The organism is Sorangium sp. So ce375 (assembly GCF_051473855.1).
Taxonomy (GTDB): Bacteria; Myxococcota_A; Polyangia; order Polyangiales; family Polyangiaceae; genus Sorangium.
The window spans coordinates 3,384,650-3,397,854 of the sequence record NZ_CP150335.1 but is presented as its reverse complement, the minus strand read 5'-3'; the positions used below and the strand labels follow the sequence as shown (position 1 = coordinate 3,397,854).

9 protein-coding genes are annotated in these 13,205 nt (G+C 72.4%); 3 read left to right on the top strand and 6 right to left on the bottom strand.

Annotated elements, in window-relative coordinates:
* Positions 1–11: 11 nt before the first annotated feature.
* The 4 genes from WME90_RS12875 to WME90_RS12860 all read right to left on the bottom strand — a co-directional run bounded on the left by WME90_RS12875 (position 12) and on the right by WME90_RS12860 (position 6,635).
* On the bottom strand, positions 12–1,622 hold the full coding sequence (locus tag WME90_RS12875) for a pentapeptide repeat-containing protein (RefSeq protein ID WP_437281401.1): 1,611 nt from the start codon (positions 1,620–1,622) through the stop codon (positions 12–14).
* Between the two features lie 11 nt (positions 1,623–1,633).
* Entirely contained in the window at positions 1,634–2,125 is a 492-nt protein-coding gene (locus WME90_RS12870) for a Type II secretory pathway pseudopilin (protein ID WP_437281400.1), read from the bottom strand.
* A gap of 402 nt (positions 2,126–2,527) precedes the next feature.
* Entirely contained in the window at positions 2,528–3,646 is a 1,119-nt protein-coding gene (gene wecB, locus WME90_RS12865; RefSeq protein WP_437281399.1) for a non-hydrolyzing UDP-N-acetylglucosamine 2-epimerase, read from the bottom strand.
* A gap of 151 nt (positions 3,647–3,797) precedes the next feature.
* Positions 3,798–6,635, bottom strand: a complete 2,838-nt coding sequence (locus WME90_RS12860) for a cation-translocating P-type ATPase (protein ID WP_437281398.1) — start codon at positions 6,633–6,635, stop codon at positions 3,798–3,800.
* Between the two features lie 363 nt (positions 6,636–6,998).
* Here WME90_RS12860 and WME90_RS12855 point away from each other — a divergent pair, with 363 nt between their 5' ends.
* Positions 6,999–8,159 (top strand): glycosyltransferase family 4 protein, encoded by a 1,161-nt coding sequence (locus tag WME90_RS12855; RefSeq protein WP_437281397.1) that lies wholly within the window; start codon positions 6,999–7,001, stop codon positions 8,157–8,159.
* Positions 8,160–8,178: 19 nt separating this feature from the next.
* Here WME90_RS12855 and WME90_RS12850 read toward each other — a convergent pair whose 3' ends face one another.
* Both WME90_RS12850 and WME90_RS12845 read right to left on the bottom strand, forming a co-directional pair.
* Positions 8,179–9,423, bottom strand: a complete 1,245-nt coding sequence (locus WME90_RS12850) for a glycosyltransferase family 4 protein (protein WP_437281396.1) — start codon at positions 9,421–9,423, stop codon at positions 8,179–8,181.
* A 162-nt stretch (positions 9,424–9,585) separates the two neighbouring features.
* Positions 9,586–10,332, bottom strand: a complete 747-nt coding sequence (locus WME90_RS12845) for a class I SAM-dependent methyltransferase (protein ID WP_437281395.1) — start codon at positions 10,330–10,332, stop codon at positions 9,586–9,588.
* A gap of 57 nt (positions 10,333–10,389) precedes the next feature.
* On the opposite strand from WME90_RS12845, the gene WME90_RS12840 reads away from it, so the two are divergent.
* Together WME90_RS12840 and WME90_RS12835 are read left to right on the top strand one after the other, a co-directional pair.
* A complete protein-coding gene (locus WME90_RS12840; RefSeq protein ID WP_437281394.1) occupies positions 10,390–11,994 on the top strand; it encodes a lipopolysaccharide biosynthesis protein in 1,605 nt (534 codons plus the stop codon).
* 256 nt (positions 11,995–12,250) lie between these two features.
* On the top strand, positions 12,251–13,174 hold the full coding sequence (locus WME90_RS12835) for a DUF4123 domain-containing protein (protein ID WP_437281393.1): 924 nt from the start codon (positions 12,251–12,253) through the stop codon (positions 13,172–13,174).
* Positions 13,175–13,205: the final 31 nt, after the last annotated feature.

Below are 13,205 nucleotides of genomic sequence, written 5' to 3'. Positions count from 1 at the left end.
GCTGCGCGTCGCTACAGCGCGCCGGTCGGCCGCGCGGTCTCGTTCGCGGAGCGCGCGGTGGCGTCGCCCGATGGCTGACGTTCGCGGACCGGGTGTCCCAGCACGCACGCGCTGTCGTCAGGCAGCTCCGTCGCGTCATCACACGCGGCGAGCTCCCAGCCGGTCGCCTGTTCGGCGTCGGCCCCGGAGAGGTCGGCACCTCGGAGGTTCGCGGCGGTCAGATCGGCGCTCCCGAAGGTCGACTCCATCAGCGCGGCGTCCGAGAGGTCCGCCCCCGCGAGGCGCGCGTTCCGGAAGCTGCTCTGGGTGAGATCGGAGCGGGAGAGATCGAGCCCTGACAGGTCCAGCCCGTCGAAGTTGCGGTGACCGCTCCGCGCGAGGAGGCGTACGGCGGTGGACCGTTGCGCGGCGTCGCCCGAGGCGAGCGTGGCGCGCAGCCGGAGCACGGCGAGGCGCGACGGATCGAGGCCGTGGACGAGCGTCGCGGCGAGCGCGGCGAGCACGAGGCGGGCGCTCAGGGAGCCCGCGGCGCCGCGCTCGGTGCCGAAGGGCGGCAGCGCGAAGGTCAAGAGCGCTGCGCCCAGCGCGCTGCCTGCGTGCACCGCCCAGAGGAGGCCGGGCGGCGGGATCTTCGTCAGAGCGACGGCGGCCGCGAGGAAGAGGAGCAACGCGCCGCCGGCGAGCGCGAGGCGCAGCTCGATCGACCGCGTGAGCAGGGGCGCGTCCGCTGCCTTCCGAGGGGCGCCGGCCACCGCGGCGCCGCGGACCGTCGGCTCGCGCTCGCCGGCGGCGCGGCGCGAGGCGCTGGCGGCGACGCCCTGGCGGGGCACGTCGGTCGCCATGGGCATCCGCTGCGACGCGGGCATTCGCTGCGACTCGGGCATTCGCTGCGACTCGGGTGGCGCCGAAATCCGTTCCGATGACCACGCGGCCCCCAACCGCCGCGAGTCGGGCGCTGCCTCCATCCTCCGCGAGTCCGGCGCTGTCTCCATCCTCCGCGAGTCCGGCGCCGCCTCCGTCCTCCGCGAGTCGGGCGCTGCCTCCATCCTCCGCGAGTCCGGCGCTGCCTCCGTCCTCTGCGAGTCGGGCGCCGCGTGGGGACGGCTCCGCTCCGCGCTCTCGGGGACCGCGTCGGCGCTCGCGAGGGCGTCGCGCAGCGGCAAAGGGAACGACGCGATGTCGTAGAACGACGCGCCCGCGCTCGCGAGTGCCAAGATGGCCTCCTCGTCAAGACCGGAGCGCGCGCAGGCCGACGAATCGACGCGCGCGCCCGCGAGCGAGCTCGCCGAGGAGAACGAGCGCGGGAGCTTGGCCCCGCGCAGGTCGGCGGCCGTGAGCAGCGCCCCGCCGAGCATCGCCCCCGAGAGATCGGCCCAGCGCAGGTCGGCGCCGGTGAGGTCGGCGTTGACGAGCGACGCGGCGTCGAGCCGCGCCCCCCCGAGGTTCGCGCCCGCGAGCTTGGCCCCGTCGAGGCGCGCGCCGGCGAAGTTCGCGCCCTGAAGATCGGCGCAGCGCAGGTGCGCGGCCGCGAGATCCGCGCCCGGGAGCTCGATCGCGGTGCTCTCGCCGTCGCGGCGCGACGAGAGGGCCCCAAACAGCGTATGGAGAGCTGCAGTGTCCATGGCGGCTCCGCCTACTCGTCCGGGTCGAGGGAGCCGATCGAGGCCGCGAACAGCACCTGCCCGTCCTTGAGATAGCCCTCCAGCGCGAACCACGCGTGCGTGCCGTCCCCGTCGAGGTCGCCTCGCGCATAGGCGGCCCACCTGCGATCCAGCGGCACGTCCTCCGGAAAATGAGTCTTCGACACGGGCATCGGAGAGCCGCCGAGCCGATATCGATACTGGTACGACTGAGGTTGGGTGACCTCGAACCCAAGGCACTTCCAGCCCACGGTCGGGCTCCCCGTGTTGTAATCCACACCCGGCCTGGGGTCGGGTTGGTATTTGTGCCCCTGGACTCGATAGAACGCGTTGGGCACCGTGACCGCATCGCTGCACAGCGGCTGAGCCACCGCGCTTGTCGAGCTCGCCTGGAGGCGATCGGCCGACGCGACGACGGCCCTGGCGATGCCGCCGATCGTCTGCTTGGCCTCGGCCGTTTTGGCGAGCACGAGATACTTGGACACCCCCTGGGTCGCCAACGCGCCCAGGATCGTCAAGAGCCCGCCCACGAGCATCAACTCAACGAGCGAGAAACCTCGTTGACCCCGCCCCCGAGCCGCCCATTTCGCTCCAGATCGAAAATTTCTTGCCACGATACATCTATATACCGGGGCTGTTCATCGATAAACAAGCACAACCCGGGGCGCTCGGGCCCATGGAACGCTGTTTGGTCGGGGGTTGTGGGGAGCGCGGTCGCGCAGGCGGCGTGACTCCCACGTAGGCGACGGGAGAAGCGATGTGGCGGCGCGGTGAGCGCGCGTGGTGCAGGTGGCGATCGACGTCGCGCATCGCGCGTCGCGCGTCGCGCCAGCCGTGCCCGGACGGCGGCGAGCGCGCGAGCGTGGATGAGCGGATGAACGGTGCGCTCAGGCGCGCGGGCCAGCGGTCTTGGGCGGCGGGTCGCCCGCGAGGAACGCCTCCAGCGCATCGGCGATGCGCTCGCCGGTCTTGCCGTCCCATCCCTCGGGCACGGAGCCGCGCTTCGCGCGGCCGTCGAGGATGGCGTCGACCTCGCGCGCGATGAGCGCGGCGTCGAGCCCGACGACGATGTTGGTGCCCTGCGTCACGGTGATCGGCCGCTCGGTGCCCTGACGCATCGTGAGGCACGGGATCCCGAGCGCGGTCGTCTCTTCCTGGATGCCGCCAGAGTCGGTGGCGACGAGCAGGGCATTGCCCATCACGGTCACGAAATCGTCGTACCCGAGCGGCTCCATGATCCGGAGCCCCTTCGTCTCGCGGAGGCGCGCCGAGAGGCCGAACGACTCGGCGCGGGCGACGGTGCGCGGGTGGACGGGGAACACGGTCGGCAGGCGCTGCGCGATCGCGTCGAGCGCGTCGAGCGTCTCGGCGAGCCGCTCGGCGCTGTCGACGTTGGCCGGGCGGTGGAGCGTCGCGATCGCGTACTTCTTCGGCTCGAGGCCGAAGCGCGAGAGCGCGTTTGTCTGGCGCTTGAGGGCGTAATGGACGGAGTCGATCATCACGTTGCCCACGAACCGGATCCGCTCGGGCGGGATGCCCTCGGCGAGCAGGTTGGGGTGGGCGTCGTGGGAGGGGGTGAGCAGGAGATCGGAGAGCTGGTCGGTGAGGATGCGGTTGATCTCCTCGGGCATCGTCCAGTCGCGCGAGCGGAGCCCGGACTCCACATGCACGACCGGGATGCCCAGCTTGGCCGCGGCGAGCGCGCCGGCGAGGGTGCTCGTGACGTCCCCGACGACGACCACCACCTTCGGCCGGTGCTCGATCATGTCGGCCTCGGCGCCGACGAGGACCGCCGCCGTCTGCTGGGCGTGCGAGCCGCCGCCTGCCTTGAGCGTGTGATCCGGTGTGGGCAGGCCGAGGTCCCGGAAGAACACGTCGCTCATCGTCGAGTCGAAGTGCTGCCCCGTGTGGAGGAGCCGCATCGGGAGGCCGCGCGCCTTGAGGGCGCGGCAGATGGGGGCGAGCTTCATGAAGTTCGGGCGCGTCGCGGCGACGAGGTAGATCATCTCAACCGAGGATGATGCCGCGGTATACGGCGCGGCACCAGCGTTTTGGCGGAGCCGCGGGCGCGGCCGATTGATCGTTCGTTCGTTCGAGCGAGCGTCGCTTGTGATCGTCGTCGCCACGCGCTCGCCCAGCGCCGCGCGCTCGCGAGCCCTAGGCGCCGCGGTTCGCCACCGCGCTCGCGATGCCGCCCACGTTGGACGCCGCCGTCGGACGCTCTCGCGCCGCCGAGCGCCGCGCCCGGCGCGTGCGCCACCACCGCTCGGCGCTCATCACCGGCAAGATCGTCATCGCGACCAGCGTCGACTTGACCCACGCGTCGAGCGAGAGCGGCGCCGAGCCGAACAGCGTGTGCATGAACGGCGCATAGACGAAGCCGAGCTGCAGCGCGAGCAGCGCGCCGATCCCGACGTAGATCCACGGATTCGAGAAGAGCCCGATCTTCAGCATCGAGTCGCGCAGCGATCGGCAGTTGAGCACGTAGAAGATCTGGAAGAGCACGACCGTCGTGACCGCCGCGGTCTGGGCCTCTCGGTAGGCGATCTCCGAGACGACGCCGCCGCGCACCTCCATGGAGTACTCGTAAAAGAACAGCCCGATCGCCCCCGCCGTCATGAGGACCGCGACGATCGCCGTGCGCACGAGCACGAACCGGCTCAGGATCGGCTCGCTCGGATCCCGCGGCGGGCGGCTCATCACGTCCTTCTCCATCGCCTCGAACGCGAGCGGCAGGGAGAGCGCCACCGTGGCCACCAGGTTGACCCAGAGGATCTGGACGGCCGTGATCGGCATGAGCGGCGCGCCCCCGACGATCGGGAAGGTCATCACCGCGACGAGGAGGATGAGCGCCTCACCCAGGTTCGTCGGCAGCACGAACGCGAGCGCCTTGACCAGGTTGTCGTAGACGCGGCGCCCCTCCTCGACCGCCGCCCGGATGCTCGCGAAGTTGTCGTCCGTCAGCACGACGTCGGCGGACTCCTTCGAGACCGCCGTCCCCGTGATCCCCATGGCCACGCCGATGTCCGCCTGCTTGAGCGCCGGCGCGTCGTTCACGCCGTCGCCGGTCATCGCGACGACCTTCCCCTCGGCCTGCAGCGCCTTCACCAGGCGGAGCTTGTGCTCCGGCGCGACGCGGGCGAACACGTGCGTGGCCTTCGCCGCCGCGCGCAGCTCGTCGTCCGAGAGCCGCGAGAGCTCCGTGCCGTTCATCGCCCTCGCGCCGTCGCGCACGAGCCCGAGCTGCCCGCCGATCGCCCGCGCGGTCGCGATGTGGTCGCCCGTGATCATCTTCACGGTGATCCCGGCCGCATGGCACGCCGCGATCGCGTCGATCGCCTCGGACCGCGGCGGGTCGATCATCCCCTCCAGGCCGAGGAGCTCGAACCCCTCCGGGAGGTGCTCCTCGTCGAGCGACGCGGCGTCGCGGTCCGCCGGCCGCGAGGCCACGGCGAGCACGCGCATGCCCTGCGCAGCCATCCGCTCGACCTGCGCCATCACCTGGGCCCGCCCCGCCTCGCCGATCGCGGCGCGTCCGAGCACCGCCTCGGGCGCCCCCTTCATGAAGATCACCCGGCCTCCGCCGGGGGCCTCGTGGAGCGTCGCCATGAGCTGCCGCTCCGACGAGAACGGGACGGCATCGACGCGGGGGTGCTCCCGCCGCGTCCCCTCGACGTCCACGCCGAGCTTCTGGGCCGCGACGACGAGCGCGCCCTCGGTCGGGTCGCCCTCGATGCCGCAGGTGTCCCCGTCGCGGGTCATGCGGGCGTCGTTGCAGAGCAGCCCCGCGCGGAGCAGCGCGCGCACGGCGTCGGGCACCTCGCCGGCCGGCGCGCCGCCGCGGCGGAGCTCGCCTTCGGGCGCGTAGCCGACCCCGGTCACCTCGAGCGCCTCTCCGGCCTGCTCGAGCGCCTCCTCGCCGCGCGCGCCGGCGGCGGGCGTCCACAGGGCCCGGACCGTCATCTCGTTCCGCGTCAGCGTTCCGGTCTTGTCCGAGCAGATGACGCCCGTGCTGCCCAGCGTCTCGACGGCGGGCAGCTTCCGGATCACCGCGCGGCGCCGCGCCATCCGCTGCACGCCGATGGCGAGCGAGATGGTGATGATCGCGGGCAGCCCCTCCGGGATCGCGGCGACCGCGAGCGAGATGCCCGCGAGCATCGCGTCGACGGGCGGGTAGCCCCGGAGCAGCGCGACCCCGACGATGAGCAGCGCGACCCCGACGATCGCGACGGTGAGCACGCGGCCGACCTTGGCCATCGAGCGCGTGAGCGGCGTCTCGATCTCGGTCGCCTCGTGGAGCATCGAGGAAATACGGCCGAGCTCGGTCGCGGCGCCCGTGGCGACGACCACCGCGGTGGCCGCGCCGCTTGTGACGAGCGTCCCGCCGAAGGCGAGGTTCTTGCGGTCGCCGACGCCGGCGTCCTCGGGGACGGCCGCGGCGTGTTTGTCCGAGGGCACCGACTCCCCGGTGAGCGCCGACTCGTCCACGTGGAGGTTCTTCACCGAGAGCAGCCGCGCGTCCGCGGGGACCTTGTCGCCGGCGTCGAGCACCACCACGTCGCCGGGGACCACGTCGGCGGCGGGGATCACGCTCCGCTGGCCGCCGCGCACGACCGTGGCCGTCTGGGGCACCATGTCGACGAGCGCCTCGATCGCCTTGCCCGCGCGGAGCTCCTGGACGAAGCCGATCGCCGTGTTGAGCACCACGACCGCCAGCACGACCGCGCCGTCGATCGCCTCGCCCATGGCCATCGCGAGGGCCGCCGACGCGAGCAGCACGTAGATGAGCGGGTCGTTGATCTGACGGAAGAGCAGCTTGAGCGGGCCGTCGCCCTTGGCGCGCTGGATCACGTTGGGCCCGACGTCCTTGAGCCGCCGGGTGGCCTCGTCGCCCGCGAGGCCCACCTCGGCGCTCTCGATTTTGGAGAGCACGTCACTGGCAGACAGGCTGTGCCAGGCGATCGCGACCGACGGGGGGAGGACGCGTTGGGACATGGAGTCATCTCCTGCGGCAGGGAGCCGCGCTGAGCGCGCTGTTCCGACCGGCTGTGGCTGCTCATCACGTGGTCTGCACGTGGCTGGCGCTTGGTTTCCCCTGCTATTCGGCACGTCTCATGCCAGACCACGCCAGGGCGGAGCCGGGCTGTTCAGCGCCCTGAGCGGCACACGCACCGACGTTCCGCGGGACCTTTTCACCCGGGTGGGGAATTTTGCCTCGCCAGCGCTCGCCCGCGCGCGGAACATCTGGACGGCGAGCACGCCGGCGTCACGCACGACGACCAACGACCAGCGCGTCGTGCGTAACCGACAGCCGGCGCGACGCTTTACGCGGGCGGGGCCGTCCTGTACACGCGCCGCGTGCGTCTGACCGTGCTCCTCCACGGCGATCCGAGGGCCCCGCAGCAGGCCCGCCTCGGCGCCGCGCTCGCCGCCCGGGGCCACCGGGTCATCGTCTGCGACGCGCCCGGGGTCGCGGCCGCCATCCAGCGCGAGCACGGGCAGCGCTGCGAGGAGCTGAGGCTCGTATCTCCCCTGATCCCCCAGGCGATCCGGCGCCTCTGGGCGCGTCGACGCGTGCGCGAGCTCGGCGTCGACGTGGTGCACCTCAACTTCCTGCGCCCCTGGCACGACCTCTGGTCGAGGATGCGGGGGGGCCCGCCGATCGTCGCCACGGCGTGGGGATCCGACATCAACCCCGAGGTGCTCCACAAGTCGCGGCGGACGGTCCGGAGGGTCGACCACGTGCTGTCCCACGCCTCGGCCGTCAGCGCCGACAGCGTGCCCCTGCTGGCGAGGGCGCGGGCGCGCATGGGTGAGCGCGCCGGCGCCGTCCCCTGCGAGATCGTGCTCTGGGGCGTGGATCTCGCGACGTACGAGCGGCAAAGGTCGCTCGACGGGGCGGCGCGCTTCCGGCGCGCGCTCGGGATCGAGCCCGGCAAGCGCGTCCTCCTGAGCCCGCGGCAGACGAAGCCGCACTACCACGTCGATCGCATCCTCCGCGCCTTCGCCGCGAGCCGCTGGGCGAACGACGGCGTCCTCGTGATCAAGCTGCACGGCCGACCCGAGGAGCTCCCGTACGTGCAGACGCTCACGTCGATGACGCGCGAGCTCGGCGTCGGCGACAGCGTGAGGTTCGCCGAGCCGTGCCTGTACAGCGAGCTCCCTGGCCTCTACGTGATGGCCGACGCGGCGGTCTCGCTGCTGGAGGTCGACGGCGTGCCGTCCACGTTCTGCGAGCTCGCGGCGCTCGGCGTGCCGATCGTCGCGAGCGATCTGCCGGCCTACGAGGGCGTGCTCGCTCACGATCGCGCGCTCCTGGTCCCCGCCGCGGACCACGCGGCGCTCGTCGCGGCGCTCGACCGGCTGCTCGACGAGCCCGAGCTCGGGCCGCGCCTCGCGGAGCGCGGGCGCGCGTGGGCGGTGGAGCGCGCGGACTGGCAGCGGTGCGTCGACAAGTTCGAGGCGCTCTACCGCGCCACCGTCGCCGCCGCCGCGGCGACCTCGGGCCAGCACGCGTAGCGGCCGGCGCGCGCCGCGCTCAGCGCGCCTGCGCCCCGCGCCGCCCCTCGGCGAGGCGCTCGAACAGCGCGACGATCTCGGCGACCTGCGTCTGCCGCGTGAGCTTCGCGATCTCGTCCTCGCGCCGGGCGGGCAGCTCCCCGCGGCGGAAGCGATCGTAGGCGCGCTCGATCGCCAGCGCCCCTAGCTCGACGTCGTCCGTGGGGACCGCCTCCCCTGCCCCCGTCCGCGATAGCACGAGCGCCGCGTCGGTCCCGGGCACCACGAAGGCGAGCACCGGCGGGCCGGCGGCGATGTACTCGTACAGCTTGCCGGGCGTCGAGAGCGGATCGAGCGCGCACAGCACGAGCGCGTCGGCGTCCCGGTAGCGGGCCACGATCTGATCGTGCGGCACCGGCGCCTCGATCCGGAGGTGCGGCCGGAGGTGCGGGTACTTCCTGCCCTCCCGCTCCGCCCACGCGACCGCGCGGCTCACGATGGAGAGCTCGAAGCCCGGCAAGGCGCGCCGCGACAGGAGCCGCTCGGCCGCGCGGAACACCGAGGCGAGGTTGTAGTCGCCGTACATGTTGCCCGCGAACAGGAGGCGGAAGCGGCCGCCCCGGTCCGGCCGGGGCGCGTACGGCTCGGCAAAATCCTCCGCGTCGAAGCCGTTCCGCACGAGGCGCACCTTGCCCTCGGGGAGGCCGCGCCGCTCGACGAGCAGCGAGCGGAACGGGTCCGCCGTGACCAGCACCGCGTCGGCGCCCGCGAAGATGCGCTCCTCGACGCGCCGATCCACGCGCTGGCGCATCCGGGCGATCGGGCCCTCGCCGCGGTAGAGCGGCAGGAAGTTGTTGTCGGTCCACGGGTCCCTGAAATCGGCCACCCAGGGGACGCCGAGCGCGCGACGAGCGTGGTCCCCGAGGAGGTGGGCCGTGAAGGGCGCCGACGTGCTGAACACGAGATCGAACCGCTCCTCGCGGAGGATCGTCGAGAGCCGCCGCAGGGCGAAGGGAAGCCAGCCGAGGTAGGCGTCGACCGGCAGGGCGCCGAAGAGCGTCCCGAAGCCGACCGCGGCGCGCGTGCGCTCCACGCGGACCCCCTGCGGGACCTTGGAAAGGAGCGAGCGATCGATCGCGGTCTTGCCGCGCTCGCCGGACGCGAGCACCACCGGCTCCCAGCCGAGGGAGGGGGCAATCCGGCTGAGGTGCAGCGCGCGCTGCACGCCCGCGCCGCCGTGCGGAGGGTAGAAGTAGCTGATCAACAGGAAGCGGCGCTGCGGCATGTCGGAACCGCGCGCGTGATAACACACGGCCCCGCCCGGTGGCGCCGCTCTCGATGTGCCACGCCCCGGCTCGCCACTTTGCCGTGGCGCCCCGACGCGCCGCGCGCCGGGGGCCGCCGGGCCTCCGCCGCGGAGCGCTGCCCCACCCCGTGATCCGGGGGATCAGCCGCGCATATAGGCAAAGGTCCCGTCGATGTTGAACAGCCGGGTCGCCTGGACGAGCTCGGTCAGGGTCACGCCCACCCGCGGCAGGAGCCGCTCCGCGACGCCACGGCTCAGGAGATCTTTGCGAAAGTAGCGCATCTTTCGTGGGGCGACGTACCCCTCGAGCTCCGCGAACGTGAGGCGCTGGTACTCGGGCGTGCCGGGCACGTGGCGCCGCGAGATCACGTCGTAGAAGAAGAAGATCCCGCCCGGCTTGAGCTGGGCGATCGCCTTGTCCATGAGGCGCCGCTTGAGCTCTGCGTTGGTCACCGACGACAGCACGGCGAGCATCATCACCATGTCGAACGGCCCGCCGACGTCGGCCTTCAGGAAATCGCCCGCCATGAAGCGGATGCCGGCGAAGCGCGATCGCGCGACGTCGGTGCGCTGCGCGATGAGATCGATGCCGGTGAGGCGCGAGGGGTCCGCGCCCAGCTCGACAAGCCACGCCAGGTTGGAGCCCGCTCCGCAGCCCACGTCGAGCACGGACATCTCGCGCAGCGCCTCGGGCGTGCGCACGCCGCACGCGACGAGCGCGTCGCGCATGCGGCGCTGCCGCTGGCGCGCGACGAGGTACGGGTACGCATTGAGCAGGCTCGCCCAGGGGTTCGCCGGCAGGAAGCGCTCGGCGTAATACCGGTTGATCGCCTCGAGATCCCGCTCGAAGCCGCCGCTGTCCCGGTCCTGGGGAAGTTGATCAGGCATCGCGGCTCGCATGCCACGGCCGCCGCCGCGCAGGCAAGGATGTGCTACCGAGCCGCCATGCAGCACCAGCAGCCGGCCCAGGTCGATGAAGGCGCGCCCTCGAGCGCGCCGCAGGCCGCCCGGGAGGCGCCGGCGCCCGCGCCCGCCGAAGCGCAGGGGACGTCGCTCGCCGACCGGATCGGGATGATCGTCGGAGGGCAGTTCGTGAGCACCCTCGTCATCCTCGTGCAGGGTGTCCTCGTCGTGCGCCTGCTCGGCAAGGCCGAGTACGGCACGCTCGCGTTCTCGACGATGCTGTTCATGACGGGGCGCGATCTCGCGCAGCTCTACCTCCCGGAGTCGTTCCTCTACTTTGCGCCGAAGGTGACCCGCGCCGAGCTCCGCGGACTGGTGCGGCAGAGCATGCTGCTCCTGCTCGGCCTCGGGGCGCTCTCCGCGCTCGCGTTCTCGGCCTTCGCCCTGGTCCCCAGCGTCTTCCTCGACGGCCGCGAGGGCGTCACGCAGCTCCTCCTGCTCATCGGCCTCATGAGCATGATCGCCTACCCGGCGAGCGTCTTCGGCCCGCTCTTCATCGCCACGAACAACCACCGCAAGTCCGCCGGCGTCGCGCTGGTCGTCACGCTCTCGAACGCCGCGGGCGCGATCGTCCCTGCCGCGCTGGGGTGCTCGATCGCCTGGATCTTGGCCGCCCAGTGCGCGACCCAGGCCCTCCGGCTCTGGCTCTCGTACCGGCTCTATGCGCGGCTGTTCCAGGACGTCGCCGCGGCGCCATTCCCGGGCGGCGTCAAGGCGCAGCTCGCCTACGCGTTCCCGCTCTCGGTGACGCGCTTCGCCGGCCTCTTCAACCAGAAGCTCGACAAGTTCGTCATCGGCCTCTTCTTCAGCGCGGGGCTCTACGCCGAGTTCGCCGTCGGCGCGCAGGAGCTCCCGCTCGTCAGCGTCCTCGCCTACTCCGTCGCCTCGACGATGCTCCCCGACCTCGTCGCCCGCGTCGAGAAGGGGCGGACGCCGGCGGAGGGCGCGAGGGCCGCGATCGACCTGTGGCACTCGGGCATCCGCAAGACGACGCTGATCATGCTCCCGGTCGCGGCGTTCCTCCTCCTCCTCGCCGAGCCGCTCATGCGCACCATCTACGGCGACGCCTACGCCGGCGCCGCCGTCCCGTTTCGCATCTACTCCGCGCTCCTGCCGCTGCGCGTGACGGCGTACGCGATCCCGCTGATGGCGTTCGGAAAGACGTCGATGATCCTGCGTGTCCAGGTGCTGTCGATGGTGTTCAACGCCGCGGCGAACCTGGTCCTCCTGCCGACGATCGGCATGGTCGGCGCGCCGCTCTCGGCCGTCCTGACGCAGGTGGTCGTGATCACCTCGACCGTGGTCTGCATCGCGCGCTTCTCCGGCGTCGGCCTCCGGGGCGTCTTCCCGTGGGGCCACTACGGGCGCGTCGCGGCCACCGCGATCGTGGCCGCCGCGCCGCTCGCCGCGCTCCTGCTCACGGGCGCGGCCGACAGGCGCCCCGCGCTCTGCCTCGCGCTCGGCGCCCCGCTCTATACGGGGCTCTACCTCGTGGCCGCGCGGATCACGGGCCTGCTCGCCCCCGAGGACCGGGCGTTCGTCGCGCGCTGGCTCCGCCTCGATCCGCTGCGCGGCCGCCACGGCTGACGCGTCCGCGCGCGTCGCACCCTCGCTGTCTCGGGCGGCGACACGAGGGCTGCGGACGCGGAATCCGCGCATGCCGCTTCAAAGGGCGGCTCGCCTGGGAGGCCTCGCCTGGAACGCTTCGCCTGGAAGGCGGTAAATGCTTGATAGTCTTCCGATCGTCCATCGTGTGGCTCCCGCCTTCGTGTGGATTTCCCGCCGATCGGTGTTCTACGCTTAGTTGCCGGCCTCATCGGCGCCTTGTGCGATGGAGACGACCATGAGCGAAGACCAGGAAGCAGGGTTCGTCCTCCGGGTCATCTCCGGCCCCCTGGCCGGGCAGAGCGCCCGCATCCCTGGCGACCGTCCATTGCTCGTTGGCCGCGCGCCTGAATCGGATCTCTCGATCACGAGCGACGGCGAGCTCTCTGCCCTGCATTTCTCGGTGGAGCAGATCGACGGCAGCTACCTGCTCCGCGATCTGGGGAGCCGCAACGGGACGCAGGTCAACCGGGAGCGGGCGCGCGAGGTGTCGCTCCGTGACGGCGACGAGATCCGCGCGGGGGCGACCCTGTTCGCGGTGATGCGCCGCGAGGCGAACCGCCGCTGCGCGCCGACCGAGCCCGCCCCGCCCTCGCGCCGCACGCGGAGGACCGCGGCGCGCGCGACGGGGGCGCCGTTCGCCGCGTCGGCGCGGGCGCGGCTCCGGCAGGAGCGCTCGCCCCTCTTCGCGGTGGTCGACGCCGCCCGGGACCCGCGCATCCGGCTGCTGCTCGGCGAGGCGGGCGAGCAGACCGCCTCGCTCTACACCGGCTTCCAGGGCGAGATCCTCGCGGACGTCGGTCCCACGCTGGTGCGCCTCCCGCACGGGTCCAGGCTGCTCGACGCCCTGGTCGACGGCGGCTGGGGCGACTGCTGGGGCGTCTTCCTGACGAGCGACCGCCCGTTCAGCGACGTGCGGAAGCACCTCCACCGATTTCTCCTGGTCGAGAGCGGGACAGGCAAGCAGCAGTATTTCCGGTTCTACGATCCACGCGTGCTCCGTGGCTTCCTGCCCACCTGTGGTCCGCGAAAGCTCGAGGCGCTGTTCGAGCAGGTCGAGGCCTTCGCCATGGAGGCCGAGGATCCGGGGAAGCTGCTGCGCTTCACCGCCCGAGGCGGCAAGGCGCTGCGCGAGGAATCGGCGCTGGAGCGCGAAGGCTGAAGGCCCGCGCCGGCGCGGCGCGGGCCAGCGT

Coding starts and splice junctions, on each gene's coding strand:
- WME90_RS12875 (WP_437281401.1), bottom strand. CDS start 1,622: ATGGACACTGCAGCTCTCCATACGCTGTTTGGGGCCCTCTCGTCGCGC.
- wecB (WP_437281399.1), bottom strand. CDS start 3,646: ATGATCTACCTCGTCGCCGCGACGCGCCCGAACTTCATGAAGCTCGCC.
- WME90_RS12860 (WP_437281398.1), bottom strand. CDS start 6,635: ATGTCCCAACGCGTCCTCCCCCCGTCGGTCGCGATCGCCTGGCACAGC.
- WME90_RS12850 (WP_437281396.1), bottom strand. CDS start 9,423: ATGCCGCAGCGCCGCTTCCTGTTGATCAGCTACTTCTACCCTCCGCAC.
- WME90_RS12845 (WP_437281395.1), bottom strand. CDS start 10,332: ATGCCTGATCAACTTCCCCAGGACCGGGACAGCGGCGGCTTCGAGCGG.
- WME90_RS12840 (WP_437281394.1), top strand. CDS start 10,390: ATGCAGCACCAGCAGCCGGCCCAGGTCGATGAAGGCGCGCCCTCGAGC.
- WME90_RS12835 (WP_437281393.1), top strand. CDS start 12,251: ATGAGCGAAGACCAGGAAGCAGGGTTCGTCCTCCGGGTCATCTCCGGC.